The following is an 18,693-nucleotide window of genomic DNA, read 5'->3' on the forward strand; positions in this document are numbered from 1 at the left end:
CTTACTCGAAACGGAGAGCTTTTACTGGGTCGAGTCTTGCGGCGAAGTAGGCGGGGATGAGGGCGGCGATGGTGCAGATGATGAAGCCGCTGATGCAGATGGTGGCGACGTCGCGGGGGACGATGACGGCGGGGATTTGGCCAAATTGGTAGATGGAGGAGGGGAAGATTTCCATGTGCAGGACGCGGCTCAGCCAGGCGCGAAATTCGTTGCGCTGCGAGACGATGAGGATGCCGAGTCCGAGTCCGCTTAAGGTGCCGAAGAAGCCGACGACGACGCCTTGCGCGAGGAAGATCCAGAGGATCTGGCTGACGCGCGCGCCGAGGGCTTTGATGACGCCGATCTCGCGTGTTTTCTGGACGGTGGTGGTGATGAGGGTGCTCATGATGCCGAAGGCGGCGACGATGACGATGAAGAGGAGGAGGAAAAACATGACGTTGCGCTCGACGGTGATGGCGTCGAAGAGGGCGGAGTTGGATTCGATCCAGGTGGTGACGTCGTTGGGCGGCTGGAGCTGTTTCCTCAGAGTGGTTTGGAACTCGGGTGCGCGGTCGGCGTCGGTGGTTTTCACGCTCAGGCCGTGGACGTTGTCCTCGAGGGTGTAGAGTTCCTGCGCGACATTCAGCGGCACGAGGAGGTAATCGGAGTCGTAGGAATAGCGTCCGCTGGTGAAGATGCCGGAAATGGTGACGTCAATGGGGAGGACGAGTTCGCGGGCCTTGGCGAGGGCTTCCTTGTTGTTGGGTTCGGCTCCGGCTTTGTCAATGGAATCGAGGATTTGGCTGATGTTGCTCGGCGAATAAACCGAGAGCGTGTCGCCGACGCCGATGCCGAGAGTTTCGGCCAGATCAGAGCCGATGATGGCGTTGTTGCCCGAGAGATCGTAACTGCCGCTGCCTGCGGGAATGTATTGTTTGATGGACGAAACGCTTTCCTCCAGAGCCGGATCTATCCCGCGAATGTAGGGGGCGAGACGACGGTTGTTGTATTCGACGAGCACCCGGCCCTGCACAAACGGGGCGACCGCCGTGACGCCGGGGATGGTTTTGGCGTCGGCCATGATTTTGCGCCAGTCGTGGAGGATGCCGTCGCCGTGAATGGTGAGATGTGCATCGAACCCGACCACTTTTTCGCGCAGTTCACGGTCGAAACCAGTCATCACGCTGAGGACGACGATGGGCACCATGACGCCGAGCATGACGCCGGCGATGCAGATGAGGGTGATGATCGAAAGAAAGGTGCGCTTCGGCCGGAGATAGCGCAGGGCGAGGAAGAAAGTGAAGGGAAGTTTCAAGAGCGGAGTTTTGAGCGGAGTTAGAGCCAACTCAAAAACCGAGGGCGCGTCCAGCTTGATAGAGCACGAGCGTCGTGAGGTAGGCGAAACCGGTCATGTAGAAGAACTGAAACGCGGGCCAGCGCCAGGAGTTGGTCTCGCGTTTGACCACGGCGAGCGTGGCGATGCATTGCATGGAAAAGACGAAGAAAACCATGATGCACAGCGCGACCAGCGGCGTGAAGACGAGGCGTCCGTCGGGCCAGTGATCCTTCAGCAAGGCGAGGCGCAGCGGCTCGGTGTTTTCGTCCGCGCCGTCGATGCTGTAAACGATGCCCATGGTGGAAACAAAGACCTCGCGGGCGGCTTGCGCTCCGATGAGGCCGATGCCGATTTTCCAATTGAATCCCAGTGGAATGAGGGCGGGTTCGATGAAATGCCCGACGCGCCCGGCGAAGCTCCCGGAGAGCCCGGCGTCGGTCTTAGGGAACGTGGAGACGAACCAAAGCAGGATGCTGAGGCCGAGAATCAGCGTGCCGGCGCGAGTGAGAAAGGCTTTGGCCCGCGAGAGCATGTGCTGGAGAACGGTGAAGACCCCGGGCAGGCGGTAGGGGGGGAGTTCGAGGACCAGCGGCGGGGGTTCGCCCCGCAGAAAGGTACGTTTGAAGAGCAGCGCGAAGAAGAACGCCGCCGCAGTGCCGAGGAGATACATCAGCATCATCAGCCCGGCTTTTTCACCCGCCGAAGCGCCTCCGCCAGGGATGAGCGTGGAAATCATCAGCCCATAGACGGGCAGCCGTGCCGAGCAACTCATGAACGGCGCGACCAGAATCGTGGCCAACCGGTCGCGGGGACTTTCGATCGTCCGCGTGGCCATGATGCCCGGAATCGCGCAGGCGTAGGAGCTGAGCAGTGGGATAAAGGATTTTCCGTGGAGCCCGACCCGGCTCATCACGCGATCCATGATGAATGCGGCGCGCGCCATGTAACCGCTGTCTTCCAGCAGGCCGATGAAGAGGAAAAGAATGAGGATTTGCGGAAGGAAAACGAGGACGCCACCGACACCGGCAATGACGCCGTCGGTCAGCAAATCGCGCAAGTCGCCCGCAGGCATCGTGGCCTGGATAAACCCGGAGAGTTTACTGAAAGTCGCGTCGATGAAATCCATCGGATAGCTCGCAAACGTGAAAATGCTCCAGAACATGAGGCCCATGAGCCCGAGAAAAACGACCCAACCCCAGACGGGATGAGTGAGCACGGCGTCGATGCGATCCGTGCGGTCGTCGGCGTTGACGTCTGAATAGGTTGTCACTCCGTTCGCAATGATCCCGATCTGGTCGTAGCGCGCGGAGATCGCGGCCTCGGAAACGTTGTCCAGATTTTCAAAATCCTTATGCGGATGCAGGTTGGGCTGGACGGGCTGAGAAAGGGCGAGTCGCAGGGCAATCAGGCCGTTGGCATGATTCGCGGTCGCCGCCACGACTGGGCAACCGAGATGTTCGGAGAGAAGTGCGAGATCGATTTTTTCGCCTCGGGCGGCGGCCATGTCCATCATGTTGAGGACGACAATCGTGGGCAATCCGACTTCCAGCACCTGCGTGGCGAGGTAAAGATTGCGCTCCAAATTGGAGGCGTCGAGGACGCAAATCACGCGATCCGGCGCGGGCGTGTCGGGCTGCAATCCGAGCAACGTGTCGCGGGTGACGCGTTCGTCCGGCGACTGCGGCACGAGGCTGTAAGTGCCGGGCAGATCGATCAGGTCGCGCTTTTCCCCATGCTGGGTGAAGAACGATCCGACTTTCTTTTCCACGGTGACGCCGGGGTAATTGCCGATCTTCTGGCGCAGTCCGGTGAGGGCATTGAAGATCGTCGTCTTCCCGCAATTCGGGTTGCCGACGAGCGCGAACGTTAGGTTCGTAGAGGCGACGGTGGACATTTTTAAGAGGCGAGTTGCACTTGGATCAGCTCCGCCTCGTGACGCCGCAGCGAGAGCCGGTAGCCGCGCAGCTCGATCTCCAGCGGATCGCCCATGGGAGCCCAGCGGACGAATTTGACCTTGGTGCCAGGGAGCAGGCCCATTTCGCGAAGGCGCTTGGTGCGTTCCAAGTCACCGGTAAACGCCACGACCGTGGCCATGAGGCCGGGAGTCAGATCAGAAAGTAAAGTCACGGAATCCGCCATCGCAGAAGAGGCGCGAAAACTCAGGCGCGGCGATTTTCCAACGGAGTTGCACTCGATTCATACGGTTTAAGCATGATGCAATTTCCCAGTTCGCGGCTGAGCGCCAGTCGCACGCCGCAAACCTGACAGATCAAGTTGCTGCCGCTGGAAAGCTTGATGACTTGGGCCGACTCGCAGAAACCCATTTCGCGCAGGCGCTGGCAGACTTCGGGCTTCGTGTTCAGCGCGTGAAGCTGCATTTTTTTGCCGACTGGGGCAGCGAGCAATGTCGTTGGCTGAAGCAGGCCAATTCCAGGAGCGCAATGCGGTTTCACACCGGGACGATGCCGTGTTTGAGATCAAGTCTCAAGAAAAATCTAGCTTTGCGGCTATTTTTTCACTTCATTCGGCGATGAGCGCCCCGCGAGGAAATCGCTGGCGTTGCTCAGAGTCGTCTCGGCGATGTTCGTCATGGCGGTTTTGGTGAAAAACGCCTGATGCGACGTGATCAACACATTGGGAAACGTCAGCAGCCGCTGCAACGTGTCGTCTTGAATGATTTCGCCCGATAAATCTTGGAAAAACACCTCCGCCTCCTGCTCATAGACATCGAGCCCGACGTAACCGACCTGCCCCGATTTCAAGGCGCCGACCAGCGCGTCGGCATCGACCAAAGCCCCGCGGCTGGTATTGATCAGCATGACGCCGCGCTTCATTTTCGCCAGTGATTCGGCGTTGATGAGATGAAAAGATTCGGGCGTCAGCGGCAGGTGCAGGCTGATGATATCCGACTCCGCGAAAAGCTGGTCGAGCGGAACGTAAGTGCCACCTTCGGAGATAAATTCCGCTGCTGGATACGGATCGTAGCCGAGGATTTTGCAACCCATCGCCTGCAAGGGACGCGCGGCGAGACGGCCGATTTTTCCGGTGCCGATGATGCCGACGGTGGAATCATGCAGGTCGAAGCCGAGCAAGCCTTCGAGTGAAAAATTTCCCTCGCGCACTCGATTGAAAGCCCGATGCGTTTTTCGATTAAGCGTAAGAATCAGCGCCAACGTGTGCTCGGCCACCGCATACGGCGAATAGCTAGGAACCCGCCGCACACTCATTCCAAGCCGGGCGGTGGCGGCGAGATCGACGTTGTTGAAACCGGCGCAGCGCAGCAGGATCAGCCGCGTTCCCAACTCCGCCAGCGATTCGAGAGTCGCGGCATCCACGATGTCATTCACAAACACGCAAACCGCATCGCAGCCATGGGCCAGAACCGCAGTCGCATTCGTCAGCCGCTCCTCGTAAAAAGTCAGATCGTAGTGCCATTTCGCATTGCCTGAGACGAGGAACTCACGGTCATACGGCTTCGTGGAAAAAACAGCGATTTTCATAGCAGGGCGAGCACATTCAACTCACACGGGCCGACTTTCAGCGCGCCGTCCGACAAAATCCTCGCCCGCAATCCTCCGAAGCCCTCCAGCGCCTCTTTCGCGCCCTCGCCGATCACGCGATCCATCCAGAAACAGGGCCGCGCTTCCTCCGTGCCTGCAAACCAGACACCCTGCATCTGAAACTCCACACCGACCAGCGAGTTCAAGTCGAGTCCGGTCGTAATCACGTTGCGACGAAAAACCGAGGGACTTAGCTCATTCGAGAAATTTTCCCGAATTCGCTCCACCGTTTCCCAGGCAAAAAACGTGATCTGACCCTTGTAATCCGCCTTGTGATTGAAATACCGGTCGCCCACGATCCCGCCGCCGCTGCGACATTCGACTTCCATGCGATTCTCCGAAGGAAATTCATCCGGCTCGCGGCCCTTGTGTCCCACAAAATTATGCGCGCGCGAAATGAAGATGTGCTTGATGGCCGGACTTTCGCTATTCATGAGAGCCAGTATGGAGGAACCCCGCGCCAATGTCGATCAACCGGCACCATTTTCCGCTGTGCTGCTGTCCGGTGGCAAATCGAGTCGCATGGGATTTGATAAAGCGACTTTTCAGATCGACGGCGAGCCACTCTGGCAGCGTCAAATAAAAATCCTACAGTCCATCGGCGCTGCCAAAGTCTTCATTTCCGGTGCCATCGTCGGCCCCTGGCACGGGAGTGGGATCACCGTGTTAGAAGACGAGATTTCTGGTCTGGGGCCGATGGGCGCACTGGCTGGAATTTTGGAAAACATCTCCACGGACTTGGTGCTAGTACTAGCGGTGGACATGCCGGCCATGACTGTGGAATTTCTAACCAATCTGCTAGCACGTGACGCCGCCGTGGTTCCGAAAAATGGCGAATACTACGAGCCGCTCGCCGCCGTTTACGCCAAGTCGAGTTTGAGTCTGGTCCGCTCATTTCTTGATCGAGGACAGCGCAGCCTGCAGGTTTTTCTGCGCGAAGCCGTTGCGCAGAAAACCATGAAAGTCCACCCTGTCAGTTTTGCTGAGGCGGCTTTTTTTTCCAACTTGAACGAGTTGCCGGCTCCAGTGTGACCGCGCAATATTTGTAGGAAGGCTGATGCGAGTAAGGGTCGAATGCCGGAAAGGTAAGCTGATTCAACTCCGGGTAATGCATCGGAATAAACACCTGGCCCGCCCGCATTGTCGAAGTGATGAAAGCCGTGGCTGAGATCTTGCCGCGTCGCGATCTAACTATAATCTGTGTATTCGCCTCGATCTTCAGACGCGCCGCATCAGCCGGACTAACCTCGACGTAAACATTAGCCGGGTAGAGCTTGCGCAGAATGTCGGACTTCCCTGTGCGCGTTTGCGTGTGCCATTGCGCCGAGGTGCCGCGCCCGGTCAAAAGCACCAGCGGAAACTCCGCAGCCACCGGCTCGGCCACGGCACGAGTGGACTCAAAGATGAATCGCGCCCGCCCATCGGAATGATAGTATTTTCCATCTTCAAAAAGACGCCGCTGCACCGCGGGAAGGTCCTCCTCTCCCTTCGTAAAAGGCCATTGGATTCCTCCGCAATCGTCGATCATTTGGTAGTCGCGAATGCCGCTGATATCGCATGGCTGATCCCGGCTCAATTCCTTCAAAATCTGGAAGACTGCCTCAGGCGAAGTCCATTTCTGAAACATTTCCCCGCATCCCCAGCGCTGGGCAATGAGACGAAAAATATTAAAGTCCGACAGCGCCAGACCCGGAGCGCGGGAAACTTTTTTCATGAGGCCGAAACGCCGCTCGGAATTAATCAAAGTCCCTTCCTTTTCACCCCAGCCAGCGGCGGGTAAAACGAGGTCCGCAGTTCTAGCCGTTTCCGTGTTGCCATACATGTCCTGGACGACGAGAAAATCCAGCTTCGCCAAAGTGGCGCGGGCCCAGTTTTGATTGATCCAGGAATGGGCCGTGTTAGTCGCCACAATCCACAAGCCCTTGATGCGGCCCGCCTCGATCCCAGCCAGGATCTGATGGTAGGGCAGGGAGTTTTTGTTAGGAATGCTGGCGTCCTGAATATTCAAAACCGACGCGACTTTTTGACGATGCACCGGGTTGAGAAATTCGTGGCCGCCCAACATGTTAGTCGTGTTGCTAAAGAGCCGTGAGCCCATCGCATTGCACTGGCCCGTAATGGAGTTGGCTCCGGTGCCGGGACGGCCCATGTTTCCGGTCATCAGCGCGATGTTAATGATGGCTTGCGCGGTGCGGGTCGCCTCGTGGCTTTGGTTCACTCCCATCGTCCACCAGAGGGAGACACGTTGTCCTTTTCCGATTGTCTCCGCGCAATGTTCTATGGTTGCGATGGTTAGTCCCGTGGCAGCCGCCACCATCTGCGTGTCGAACCCCTGCAAAAATTCGGTGAAGGCGGAATAGTTAGTTGTGTGTTTCTGAATGTAATCCAAGTCCACCCAGTTTTTACTAACTAGAATCTGCGCGATGCCGTAGAGGAGAGTGAGATCGCTCTTCGGCTGCAAGGCGAGATGCTGAGTGGCGGCCATCGCCGTCTCAGTGGCGCGCGGATCGAGCACGATGATCTCCGGCTGATGGGAGTTAGACATAACTCGCTGCCACATGATCGGATGCGCGATGCAGGGGTTTGCGCCGATGAAAACTAACACATCGCTCTCCTCGAAATCGGAGTAGGTGAACGGCGGCGCGTCGAAGCCAAACGACTCCTTGTAAGCCGTCGTCGCCGTGGCCATGCATTGCCGCGTGTTCCCGTCGCCATGAATGAGGCCCATGCCAAATTTTCCCAGCGCGCCGAGAAAGGCGAGTTCCTCGCAAGGCATTTGCCCAGTGCCCAACCACGCGACGGACTCTGGTCCGTGCTGAGTTAGAATCGACTGAAAGCGGGAACAGAAAACGTCGATGGCCTGGTCCCAGTTCACGGCCTCCTGAAGTCCAGTTGCCGGGTTTTTCAGCAGCGGCGAGATGGCGCGATCTGGCGAGCGCAACGGAGTGAGCGCCTCCCAGCCTTTCGGACACGCCATGCCGAGATTCACGGGGTAGTCTGTTTCCGCTGAAAGATTGATCGCCTCGCCGTCTTTGAGATGCACCTTCAACCCGCAGCCGGTGGAGCAAAATCCGCAGACGATGGTCGTGGTGGCATCCGGCGTAAGCTGGCGCGGAATGTTACCCAGCCCAAATTCGCCCGGATGCTGCACGAGATCGCTGGTGAGCGGGCCTTCCCACGTGCGAAGATGTTTGGTGAGAAACTTCATATTCCGCCGGGCATGCGATGCGCGACGCCAGCCATGAAAAAGCAGGCGCGCTCGATAAGTTGGGCGAGGAGAAGGGCGGTGATAGCAACCAGGGGAGTGCCTGCGCTGCAGAGCGCCAAAACGAGTAACAAGGCACGCGCCCATTGCAGGCTGGCCAGCGGTCCGAAAAGAATCGCGCTGGATTTGGTTAGGGCAGGATTTTTTAGCAATGCTAGCTCAGAGAGGCCAATCATTAGAAGAACCCCGCAGCCAATCAAGGTTAGAGACGAGTTCCAGAAGCCAGCGATAGCCAGTCCGAGTCCAATGGCGGTTCCAAAGAACTTCAGAAACGTCATCGGCCAGCTCCAGAATGGTCGGCGGGTGTCGACGTAGATCATGCAGGAAGTGGACACAGCGGCGACTCCCATAATGATCGTTGTCCAGATGAGGGGAATGGTTAGTTTCTGGAGAAAACTTGGGAGCGAAAACGGCAGCAAACCCAGATAACCCCAGGCTGTCAGCGCCGACGCTAGCCCGGCAAATGCGGAGAACGCCATGATCTCGCGGCTCATCCAGGATTTTCTCCAGCCAAGAAAAGCGCGCCAGGCTTTCAGCGGCTGACCGAGGTGCAATACGCTCAAACCCAAGCCTAAATTCAGCAAGGCAAAGCCCACGATGTTAACCGTTGCCTGATGGAGCAGCAGTCCGTTGACCACAAAAATTCCCACGGCAGCCTGCGTGAGCACGAGCATGAAGACCAGCGGCCAATGCGCGTGCTCGATCCGGATTTTGCCTCCGTCCGCCGGTTGACCGTTGGCTGGATGTGCGCTCGTATAGCTCGTGGTGGGTCGAGTGTAACTCGAATCAAAAGCGCCCGGCAGCAGACGGTCGCCGGGTTGCAGATTTTTCCGCAGCGTCTCCTGGCTAACTATCTGAATCGCTATCGCGCCGCTCGGGCAGGCCTGCACACAGGCAGGGGCCTCGCCGACAGCCAGGCGCTGATGACACATATCGCATTTTCTAACAATGCCGCGCTTCTTGTTATACTTCGGAACGTCGTAGGGACATTTCAAAGTGCAATACTGGCAGCCGATGCATTGATCATCGAGGTGATGGACGATGCCGGTTTCCTCATCTTTTTCGTAAGCTAGTACGGGGCAGCCTTCCGCGCAGGCCGGATCGAGACAATGATGGCAGGCGGTCGTTACAGTCTGCTGATAAGCCACGCTTTCGTCGGCGATTCGCAGCAGGCCGATGTCGCGCCAGGCCTCGCCCTCATCGAGGCCATTCATCGAGTGGCACGCACTTACACAGGCCTTGCAGCTGGTGCATTTGTCGAGATCGACGGCAAAGGCATATTGCTCGCCAGCTTGTGGTCGGCTGAGCGGAATTAGGTCGCGATAGTAGCGCTGCTGCGAGTGGCCCTGCACCTGATTATGCTTTTGCGAGAAACGTTCCACCGCCGTCAGCGACTGCTGTTCGGCCAGCAGTTTTTCGATCAGGCTTTCGTCGGAGACAAGCATGTTAGGAGAACAATACCTGCAAAGCGTTGAGATCGTGGCGCATGGTGAAGGCTTGGAAAGTTTCCTTGTGCTGACGCTCGGCCAGATAAACGCGCAGCATTTTTTCCAGGGTGGTCTTCAATGCATCGATGGTTAGTGCCGAGAACACTTGGCGACCGACAGCCTGGTTTTTGCCAAATCCGCCGCCGACGAAAACGTGATAGCCTTCCATGCTTTCGCCGTTGATCTTGGTCTTTGTTCCTAACAATCCGATGTCGCCCATGTAATGCTGGGCACAAGAGTTGGGGCAGCCTGTGACGTGGATGTTAACAGGCTGGTCGAGTTGCACTTTTTTGTCGAGATAGTCGGCGAGTTCGAGGGCCACATCCTTGGTGTTGGCCTGGGCGAGTTTGCAGTAGCTATTGCCAGTGCAGGCGATGAGTCCGCTGCGCAGATGCGACTGTTCGGTGGCGAATCCAATCTTTCTCAACGCCTTCTGAACTGTGGCGACAAACGCCTCCGGCACATTGGGGATGATAAAGTTCTGCCAGACTGTTAGACGAATCTCGCCGCTGCCGTAGAGATCGGCGATTTCAGCGACGCGGGTGAGTTGCTTCGGATTAAGCACGCCGACGGGAATGGCCACGCCAACGTAGTGCAGACCGCGCTGTTTTTGCGGATAAATGCCGACGTGACTATGCGGCAATTCCTGACTCGCGTGCCGAATCGCATCTAACTCCAATGGGGTCTTGGTTAGACTGTAACCCAGCAGTTTTTCTGTCTCTCCGATGTATTGATCCAGCGTCCAGGTTTCCAGCAAATGTTTCAGCCGCGCCTTCTTGCGATCACCGCGATTGCCGTTGGCGATATAGACTCGCACCATTGCCGCGATGACCTTGTTTAACTCGGCAGGTTTCACTAACACACCAGAGTCGCGGGCAAACGCTTTGTGTCCCGTCGCTCCACCCAAGGCGATGCGGAAGAAGATTTCTTCACCGACTTTCACCGCCTTCGCGCCGATGTCGTTAGTATCCTCGACGGTTCCGATCAGGCCGCCGCCATCGTAGGCGATATTGAATTTTCGCGGCAGATCGTAGAAGGCGCGATCATTCAAAATAATCTGGCCCATTTCGCGGCAAAACGGCAGCACGTCGATCAGTTCGCAGGGATCGATTCCAGCGGTCGGATTCGCAGTGAGATTGCGAATGTTATCCGCCCCAGAGCCGCGCGTGTGCAAGCCCACATGCTGGATGCGGCTGAGAACATCGGGCGCATCCTTCGGCTGAATGAGCCGGATTTGCAGATTGGCGCGCGTGGTGATTTGAATGTAACCCGTCGTGAGTTCCCGGGCGATGCTGGCAATTTCCCGAAGCTGATAGCTCTGCAAGACGCCGCCAGGAATGCGCAATCTGGCCATGTAGGCTTCCTTGTTAGGAGTCAGGAAAAACAGGCCGTTCCACTTGAAGCGGAAGAGGTCTTCCTTGTCTGGAGCTTTGTTAGCAGAGGCGTGTTCCAGCAAAACGGGATAGGCGTCGAGCGGATGCAGCTCGCGCTTGATGCGTTCCTCCAGAATGAGGTCGTCGAGGGACACTCGGGATGCCGGCGCAGGGGTGGCATCCGCGTCGCTGAAGCGAAGGCCACGAGCTGCCGCGCCGGCAAAGAATCCCGTGAGGTATTGCGTCTGTTCCTGGTTGAGCGGGTGACCCGCGACTTCGGCAAATGGTAGTTCCATATTAGTAAACGTCGCGTTGGTAGCGTTTTTCAGTTTTCAATCGGGAGACATATTCCTTGGCGGCCTCGGGTGTTTTGCCGCCGAACTTTTCCGCGATGGTGTGCAGGGCGTTGTCCACGTCCTTCGCCATGCGGCTGGCGTCGCCGCAGACGTAGAAATGAGCGCCCTCCTCCAGCCAGCGCCAGAGTTCCTCGCCAGCTTCTAACATGCGGTCTTGCACATAGATTTTCTCCGTCTGATCGCGGGAAAATGCGAGGTCGAGCCGGTGCAGATGGCCGTCCATTTGCATGGAAGTCAACTCGTCCTCATAGAGGTAGTCGGTGGAGCGTTTCTGGTCGCCAAAGAAGAGCCAGTTTTTGCCCGTGGCGCCTGTGACGCGGCGCTCCTGGAGGAAGGCTCGAAAGGGTGCGATACCGGTGCCGGGCCCGACCATGATGACCGGCTTGCTAACATCGGCAGGCACACGAAATCCATGCGAGGTCTGGATGAAAACGGGCACGGGCATTTCGGCGTGACAGCGATCCGCGAGAAACGTGGAGCAGACGCCTTTGCGCAATCGACCGTGACTCGCATGGCGCACGGACGAGATGGTTAGATGCACCTGGCCGGGGTGCGCCTTGGGACTGGAGGAAATGGAGTAGAGCCGGGGCTGGATTTTCTTGAGCAATGGAATGAACGCCTCCAGTGCGATGGGAGTGGTTAGGAAATCGATGATCTCGCGGCCCCAGAGATAGTTGCGCAACTCGTCTTTGCTGGATGGTTCCAGTAGAGCGGCGAGTTCCGGGTGGGTGGTGGCGATGTGTTTGAGGAAATCCGGCGATGGCTTGGTGATTTCGTAGTTGTTTAGGAGCGCATGGCGGAGCGATGTCTCGGCTCCATCGGGAGTCATCACGGCTTCCTCGCCATCGCAGCGGAGGGCGGTGATGATTTCCTGGACGAGTTCCGGGCAATTCTGCGGAATGACGCCGAGGGCGTCGCCGGTTTCATAAGCCACTTCGCAACCTTCCAGACTAATCTCGAAATGGCGCACTTCCTTGGCCGATCCATCGCGGTTGAGCAGGCGATTGGTTAAAAGTCTGGCGGGAAACGGGTTTTTCTTCGAGCCCAGAGGAAGCAGATCGACCAGTTCTTCTTTGGCTTCCACAATAACGGAAGTGAGGGCGCCGAAGACGGAGGTGGTCCAATTCTTTGCCGGTGCCTCGTATTCCAAATCGCAGTCGATGCGAGGCGCGATGCGTTGCGCGCCTAGCTTTTCCAATAGTAGATCGCAGTCTTTGCCGAACTTGCAGAATTCCGAGTAGTTGGTATCGCCAAGCGCGAGCACGGAATACTTCATATGCGCCAGTGACGGAGCGGAGTCGGAGTTAAATGTCTTCCAGAAATCCAGCGCGTTGTCGGGAGGTTCGCCGTCGCCATAAGTGCTGGTGACGATGACGACATTTTTTTCCTGGGACCAATCGACCTTGCCGTGTTGATCCAGACCAAGCGCGCGTGAGGAAAAGCCCGATTGCGCGGCTTCTTTCGCGAGACGTTTGGCGAGAGTTTCCGCCGTTCCCGTCTGACTCCCAAACAAGATCAGCAATGGCTCCGCCGGTGCTTGCAACGCGGGTGGAGTCTGAGTCGAATGGGAAAATAACCCCGCGAGAAAACCATTCAACCAGAGGCGTTGCTCTGGCGTGAATGGTGCATCGGGAGGTATGGATGGAATGCCTGACATGAAATGTGAGTAACTGGTTATGTGGTCCGCTGTAGAGGATCGGCACACGCCGACTTGCAGCGGACCACAACCAGGAGATGCTAAGTGTTGCTAACTGTTAGAAGTTGAAGGTGGTCTGCACGTAACCGAAGTCGGCGTCGCTGTCGGCACCGGTGTCGGAGAGATACTGACCTGCGAAGAAGTGGCTGTAGCCGACTTGGATGGACGCCCATTTCTTGACGTTCCAGGTAACGGTGACATCGGCTTCTGAACCGGCAAAGCTGTCGGCGTTGCGGGCGGCTGGAGTGAGCGCGCGCACCGGAGTGATGCCGTTGGCGCGATACCAGACGTCGTCGGTCGATTCCAGCCAGAATGCATGGTAATCAAACTGGACGGTGATCGATTTCGCAGGCTGCAATTTCAACTGAGCCGCGAGTTCCTTCATGTTCTGCCAAGAGAAAACGTCCATGTAACCGTAGAACTTGTGGTTCGTCGGGAACAGATTTTGGAACGTCTCCGAGCTGCCGTCAGTCGGGTCGTTGTCGCCGCTGCCGTAGTTGCCTTCGATGCCGAGACGTGGTGTCCACGGAGCGTCGAAAGTATAACCAGCGCCAGCGTGAATCGCGTAGGCTGTTAGATCAAGACCGCGCAGTTCGCCGGTCTGGAAAGCAGCTTCCGCCTCGTAGTCGAATCCGACTAGCTTCGTTGCTGACTTGGTAGCGGGTGCCGTGGATTTACCGTCAGCGATGGATTTGCCATCAGCCGCTGGAGCCTCCTCATGATGGAAGACGCCGGGCTTGGATTTAATCCGGAAACCAAAGGTGGCGAAATCGGTGTTGCCCGTCGCCGCAGGCAGATAGCGCGAGTTAGTATCCTCGTGCAAATGCAGGACGTAGAGATCCGTGGTTTGGAAGCTCAGCGCCGTGGTGCTGAAATACAAGCCGCTGAAGATCTGGCCGCGATTGGTTTCATTTCCGTTGAAGGCATCGGACTGGTTGTAGGAACCGCGCTCCGGCACGACCACCGTCGAGGCAAAGGCGTCGATGGACCATTTTTCCGCTGCGTAACGGGCTTTCACCGCGTCGAAAGTACGCCCGATATTGTTCCAGTCGAAGCTGCCGATCAGGCGCTCGTCGCCATAGCTGAGAACCTGGCGGCCAACGGTGAGCGTGAAGCCTTTGGGGTCGCCAAACTGGAGATAAGCCTGACGTAGATCGAAGGCATCATCGCCCTCGGCTCCTAATATCGTGGGATAATCGGGACGATCCGAATACGCTTCACGGGAATCCTGTCCCTGCACGTAGATTTTCAGCCAGGAAGCTGGTTTGACCGCGACTCCGATGCGGAAACGCTGGAGCAGCCACGAGTCGTCGGTGAGGACATCGACATCAGAATTGAAGTCAAAGTTGTTCTCACGATACTCCCCGCGCAAGCGTTCCTGGACGTCGAAAACAACGGCTCCATTGAGGAAAGACAGCGGATTTGCCCCTTGTTTGTCGATGGGAACGATGGTTTTGTTAGGTGTTGTCGCGAGCGTCATGTCCCCGCCAAAGGCCGACGTTCCGGTTGCAAGGAGGGTTGCCAGGAGCAGTTCTGGCAGCCCTCTCAATTTTACAGATGTTTTTTTCATTAGTTTTATTAGTGTTTTTTGTTTGGTTTCCGCCAGTGGAGGTTAGGCACTGGCCAGAGTGGTGAGAGCGCCGAAGTCGGTGCTGTGAATATTAGTCGCGCAGCCGTCGGCACCCGATAGATATGGAACTCGCTCGTGCGCCCGCACTTCCAAAAAGTGAATCAGGTGCTCGCGCAGCTTGTAGTAGTCGGGGTGCTCCATGATCTCCTTGCGCTGGCGCGGACGGGGGAATTTTACCTCCAGAATGTCTCCGATGGTCGCCTCGGGACCGTCGGTCATCATCACGATCCGGTCGCTGAGAAAAATGGCCTCATCGACATCGTGCGTCACCATCATGGCGGTGATGCGTTCCTTGCGCCAGAGGTCGAGGAGGACCTGCTGCAACTCGTAGCGAGTGAGGGAATCCAGCATCCCAAACGGCTCGTCGAGCAGAAGCATTTTCGGCTTCAACGCGAAGGCGCGGGCGATGGCGACGCGTTGGCGCATTCCCTGGGAAAGCTCGTCAGGATACTTCTCCATCGATTCGCCGAGGCCGACTACAGTTAGGTAGTATTCAGCGATTTGCTGGCGCTCGATTTTATCCGCGGTGTAGAAAACCTGATTGATGCCTAACATCACATTTTCCCGGGCGGTCATCCACGGAAGCAGGGAGGGGGACTGGAAAACAATGCCGCGATCCGGTCCCGCGCCGTCGATCTCTTTTCCGGCAATGACGATGACGCCCTCAGTGATTTCACTCAGGCCCGCGAGCATCATGAGCTGGGTGGATTTTCCACAACCGGAATGGCCGATGACGGTGGTGAATTCACCTTTCGCGATCTTCAAATTGAAATCCTTCACGATAACGGCGCGTCCGCCATCCGCCTTGGGATAGGACTTGGTTAGCTGCGAGATTTCCACGTAGGCGCTCATGATTCGACTTCCACGGAAATGGGTTGGATTTCACTCTTGCGCACCGGTTTGCGTCTGTTGCGAAAAAGAAAACTGTGGCGTCCTTTGGTGAGATCCTCGGGCTCGATGTCGGGGAGAATCAGCTTCCTAACAATGGCTGCTCCGGCGGGCTTTTTGCACGATTGCAGGCGTTCGATAATCTCGTTGCGCAGGCGTTTGCCCTCGATGGATTCGAGCGCGGCCTTGCGGTTCTCCGAACGCGGGAGTGTGACGGGGATGGACTCCAGCAAAGTCGCCCGAGGTCCGGGTGTGAGCGGGATCACGCGGTCGGCCAGGAGGATCGCCTCGTCGGGGTCGTTGGTAATGAGAACGACGGTTTTTTTATCCTCCTGCCAGAGTCGGCTGATCTCTTCCTGGAGATTGGCGCGGGTCAGCGCATCGAGGGCGCTGAGCGGCTCGTCTAACAAGAGGACTTTGGGGTTGATCGCCAATGTTCTAGCCACAGAAACGCGCTGTCTCATGCCGCCGGAAAGTTCGCTGGGGAGCTTGTTGCGGGCCGGGGTTAGATTGACTGTAGCAATGAACTTCTCGATGTGTTCACGGCGTTTCTCCACGGTCCATTCCGGGAAAACCTGATCGACGGCTAGCGCGATGTTTTCATAGACGCTCAACCACGGGAGCAGGCTGTAGTTTTGAAAAACAATCCCGCGATCCGGGCCCGGGCCTTCCATTTTTTCGCCAGCCAGCCGCACCTCGCCGGAGTCGGGTTCGATCAATCCGGCAAGCAGGGACATTAGCGTGGTTTTTCCGGTGCCGGAATAGCCGATGATGGCAACAAATTCACCCTCCTCGATCTCGAGGTTAATATCGGCCAGCACCTCGCTGCGATTCCAGCGGGGACCGTAACCTTTGCTAACTTGATGCACGCTGAGAAAGCTCATGGTTAGATCGATTTGAAGCGGGCTTCGATGAAGCTCATGGCGCGGTCGAGTATAAGTCCGATCACGCCGATGGTTAGGATGCAGAGAATGATGCGCGAGTAGCTGCCGGCGTTGTATTCCTGCCAGAGAAATCCGCCGACTCCGGGGCGGCCTGTTAGCATTTCCACGGCGACGATCACCAGCCAGGCGATGCCCAGCGAGAGGCGGAATCCGGTGAACATATACGGCAGCGTCGCCGGGATGAGGACTTTGAAAAGCGTCTTGCTGCGGGAGAGTTTGAGCACCTTCGCGACGTTCAAATAATCCTGCGGTATCGCCCTAACTCCGACGGCGGTGTTCATCACAGTCGGCCACATGGCGCAGACGGCGATGGTGAACAAGGCGGCGGCGTCGGACGCGCCGAAGACGGTCTTCTGATGCGCATCGACCAGCTTTACCGAGCTAAACAAGACGAGGCCAAGTGGAAACCATGCCAGTGGCGAGACCGGGCGCAACACCTGGATGATCGGGTCTGCCGCCTTGGTAAAAGTCTTCGACAGGCCTAGGAAAAATCCAAGCGGCGTGCCGATGACCAGAGCGATGATATAACCCTGAGTCACCAGCCCCAGCGAGAGCGCGGTGAAAGCTAGAATGCCACGGTCGAGTTCCCCGCGTTTGGCGAAGGGCTGCACGATGTAGGCTTTGCTAGCTTTCCACGCAATCGTCGGGGTGGGGAGATCGGGGGAAATGCCAGTGCGCACGTTCTTGGTCACCATGTCGCCAAACTCATCCGCAACTCGCGTCGTGACCGTCTTGCCGGCGATCACCTGCCACAGGATCAGGAAGCAGGCGATCCCGATGAGGGGCAGCAACAGGCTGTCCAGCTTGAAGCGTTTGATGAAGTCCATGGTGAGTTAAAACAAGGTTAGTAAAGTGCTAGGTCACGCCTTGAGATTCTTGATCCCGAAGCTGTTCACATAGGCATTCAAGTCGCCTTTGGGGTCGAAGGTCACTCCGTCGAACAAGGTCTCGGGTTTCTCGTCCAGACCGCCGTGGGTGTAGCCGATTTCCTTCATTGCCTCCTCGTAAATATCGGTGCGCATGACCTGCTTCGAGAGCGCGGCGGCCTCCGACATGTCGGAGGTGAAACCCCAGCGGGTGAGCTGGGTCATCCACCAAGTGGCGTATTTCGGCTGCGGATAATTGCAGTTTCGGTCGCTGAAGATCATGTAGTTCGGATCGCGGAAGATGCGGCCGTCGCCCATGATGTATTTGCCTTGCAGACGACTCAGGATCGTCTCTGGCGGGCAGTTAATGTAGGTCGCGGCGCTGACGATCTTGGCTTGTTCTTCGCGGTTACTCATGACGTCGAGCCAGACGCTGGCCTCGTGGAGCGCTTTGAGAATGGCTTTGACCGTTTTCGGATTTTTTGCGGCAAATTCCTCGGTGAAGGCGCAGACTTTTTCCGGGTGATCCTTCCAGATCGCCTGAGAGTTGATCGCTGTGTAACCGATGTCCTCGGCGATGGAGCGGGCGTTCCAGGGTTCACCCACGCAGAAGCCGTCCATCTTGCCGACTTTCATGTTGGCCACCATCTGTGGAGGCGGTGTGGTGATGAGGGAAATATCGGCGTTGGCACCTGCGGCGTCACCGGGATTGATGCCACCCGCTGCGAGCCAGTAACGGAGCCACATGGCATGCGTGCCGGAAGGAAAAGTCATCGCAAAAGTCATGGGTGTGCCCGAGGCCTTGGCGGCATCGACGAGCGGCTTGAGCGCCTTGGGATCCTCGGCGACTTTGCCCTTGAGAGAGTTGGCGAGGGTGATGGACTGGCCGTTGCGATTGAGCAGCCAGGGAGCGATCATCGGTTTTTTGGGAGCGCCGCCGAGGCCGAGAGTCGAGGCGATGGGCATGCCGAGCAGCATGTGAGTCGCCTGGATGTCGCCATTGGAAAGCGAGTCGCGGATCGCAGCCCAGCTCGCGCCTTTGGCGACGGTGGAATTGATGCCGTATTTTTTGAAGAGGCCTTTTTCGTGGGCGATGACGATCGGCGAGCAATCGGTCAGCGCAATCATGCCGAATTTGATGTCGGTCATTTCCGGGGCGTCCTCTGCGGCATAGACGGAGCCGACAAAAGCCTTGGGCAAACCGGCGAGCAGCGCGGCGATGCCCGCAGTCTTGGCGGTGTTGGTTAGAAAAGAGCGGCGGGAGAGCGGCGTGCGCAGTGGAGTTAGGTTGTTATCGTGCATGTTAGGTTGGA

16 protein-coding genes are annotated in these 18,693 nt (G+C 57.4%); 1 reads left to right on the forward strand and 15 read right to left on the reverse strand.

The annotated features are described in order from the left end of the window. Position 1: 1 nt before the first annotated feature. Genes ABIT76_12525 through ABIT76_12550 form a run of 6 tightly spaced genes read right to left on the reverse strand, consistent with a single transcriptional unit; the run spans position 2 to position 5,309 of the window. Positions 2 to 1,294 (reverse strand): ABC transporter permease, encoded by a 1,293-nt coding sequence (locus tag ABIT76_12525; GenBank protein ID MEO7933972.1) that lies wholly within the window; start codon positions 1,292 to 1,294, stop codon positions 2 to 4. Positions 1,295 to 1,325: 31 nt separating this feature from the next. Beyond that, positions 1,326 to 3,209, reverse strand: coding sequence for a ferrous iron transport protein B (feoB, locus tag ABIT76_12530; protein MEO7933973.1), 1,884 nt, complete (start codon positions 3,207 to 3,209; stop codon positions 1,326 to 1,328). Between the two features lie 2 nt (positions 3,210 to 3,211). Next, positions 3,212 to 3,442, reverse strand: coding sequence for a FeoA family protein (locus ABIT76_12535; protein ID MEO7933974.1), 231 nt, complete (start codon positions 3,440 to 3,442; stop codon positions 3,212 to 3,214). Positions 3,443 to 3,474: 32 nt separating this feature from the next. After that, the gene (locus ABIT76_12540; GenBank protein MEO7933975.1) at positions 3,475 to 3,768 is read right to left on the reverse strand and encodes a ferrous iron transport protein A; all 294 of its coding nucleotides are present in this window, start codon (positions 3,766 to 3,768) and stop codon (positions 3,475 to 3,477) included. Positions 3,769 to 3,822: 54 nt separating this feature from the next. Then, positions 3,823 to 4,815, reverse strand: a complete 993-nt coding sequence (locus ABIT76_12545; protein MEO7933976.1) for a 2-hydroxyacid dehydrogenase — start codon at positions 4,813 to 4,815, stop codon at positions 3,823 to 3,825. Continuing rightward, on the reverse strand, positions 4,812 to 5,309 hold the full coding sequence (locus tag ABIT76_12550) for an MOSC domain-containing protein (protein MEO7933977.1): 498 nt from the start codon (positions 5,307 to 5,309) through the stop codon (positions 4,812 to 4,814). The genes ABIT76_12545 and ABIT76_12550 overlap by 4 nt, the downstream gene beginning before the upstream one ends. On the opposite strand from ABIT76_12550, the gene ABIT76_12555 reads away from it, so the two are divergent. Beyond that, positions 5,308 to 5,907 carry a molybdenum cofactor guanylyltransferase gene (locus ABIT76_12555; protein ID MEO7933978.1) on the forward strand — a complete coding sequence of 200 codons (600 nt, stop codon included), beginning with the start codon at positions 5,308 to 5,310 and terminating at the stop codon, positions 5,905 to 5,907. The two genes, ABIT76_12550 and ABIT76_12555, sit on opposite strands and share 2 nt — an antisense overlap. Here ABIT76_12555 and ABIT76_12560 read toward each other — a convergent pair. From ABIT76_12560 to ABIT76_12600, 9 genes are all read right to left on the reverse strand, one after another. Beyond that, positions 5,849 to 8,083, reverse strand: coding sequence for a nitrate reductase (locus tag ABIT76_12560; GenBank protein ID MEO7933979.1), 2,235 nt, complete (start codon positions 8,081 to 8,083; stop codon positions 5,849 to 5,851). The two genes, ABIT76_12555 and ABIT76_12560, sit on opposite strands and share 59 nt — an antisense overlap. Then, the gene (locus tag ABIT76_12565; protein ID MEO7933980.1) at positions 8,080 to 9,585 is read right to left on the reverse strand and encodes a DmsC/YnfH family molybdoenzyme membrane anchor subunit; all 1,506 of its coding nucleotides are present in this window, start codon (positions 9,583 to 9,585) and stop codon (positions 8,080 to 8,082) included. Before ABIT76_12565 ends, ABIT76_12560 begins: the two co-directional genes overlap by 4 nt. A gap of 1 nt (position 9,586) precedes the next feature. Then, a complete protein-coding gene (locus ABIT76_12570; GenBank protein ID MEO7933981.1) occupies positions 9,587 to 11,296 on the reverse strand; it encodes a NirA family protein in 1,710 nt (569 codons plus the stop codon). Position 11,297: 1 nt separating this feature from the next. Next, a complete protein-coding gene (locus ABIT76_12575; GenBank protein MEO7933982.1) occupies positions 11,298 to 13,013 on the reverse strand; it encodes a sulfite reductase subunit alpha in 1,716 nt (571 codons plus the stop codon). Between the two features lie 97 nt (positions 13,014 to 13,110). After that, the gene (locus ABIT76_12580) at positions 13,111 to 14,622 is read right to left on the reverse strand and encodes an alginate export family protein (protein MEO7933983.1); all 1,512 of its coding nucleotides are present in this window, start codon (positions 14,620 to 14,622) and stop codon (positions 13,111 to 13,113) included. Between the two features lie 42 nt (positions 14,623 to 14,664). Continuing rightward, positions 14,665 to 15,534, reverse strand: a complete 870-nt coding sequence (locus ABIT76_12585; protein MEO7933984.1) for an ABC transporter ATP-binding protein — start codon at positions 15,532 to 15,534, stop codon at positions 14,665 to 14,667. After that, positions 15,531 to 16,454, reverse strand: a complete 924-nt coding sequence (locus ABIT76_12590) for an ABC transporter ATP-binding protein (protein MEO7933985.1) — start codon at positions 16,452 to 16,454, stop codon at positions 15,531 to 15,533. The genes ABIT76_12585 and ABIT76_12590 overlap by 4 nt, the downstream gene beginning before the upstream one ends. 2 nt (positions 16,455 to 16,456) lie before the next feature. Continuing rightward, positions 16,457 to 17,341 (reverse strand): nitrate ABC transporter permease, encoded by an 885-nt coding sequence (gene ntrB, locus ABIT76_12595; protein MEO7933986.1) that lies wholly within the window; start codon positions 17,339 to 17,341, stop codon positions 16,457 to 16,459. Positions 17,342 to 17,374: 33 nt separating this feature from the next. Next, positions 17,375 to 18,682, reverse strand: coding sequence for a CmpA/NrtA family ABC transporter substrate-binding protein (locus tag ABIT76_12600; protein ID MEO7933987.1), 1,308 nt, complete (start codon positions 18,680 to 18,682; stop codon positions 17,375 to 17,377). Positions 18,683 to 18,693 lie beyond the last annotated feature (11 nt).

Source organism: Chthoniobacterales bacterium, from assembly GCA_039930045.1.
GTDB lineage: Bacteria > Verrucomicrobiota > Verrucomicrobiia > Chthoniobacterales > DASVRZ01 > DASVRZ01.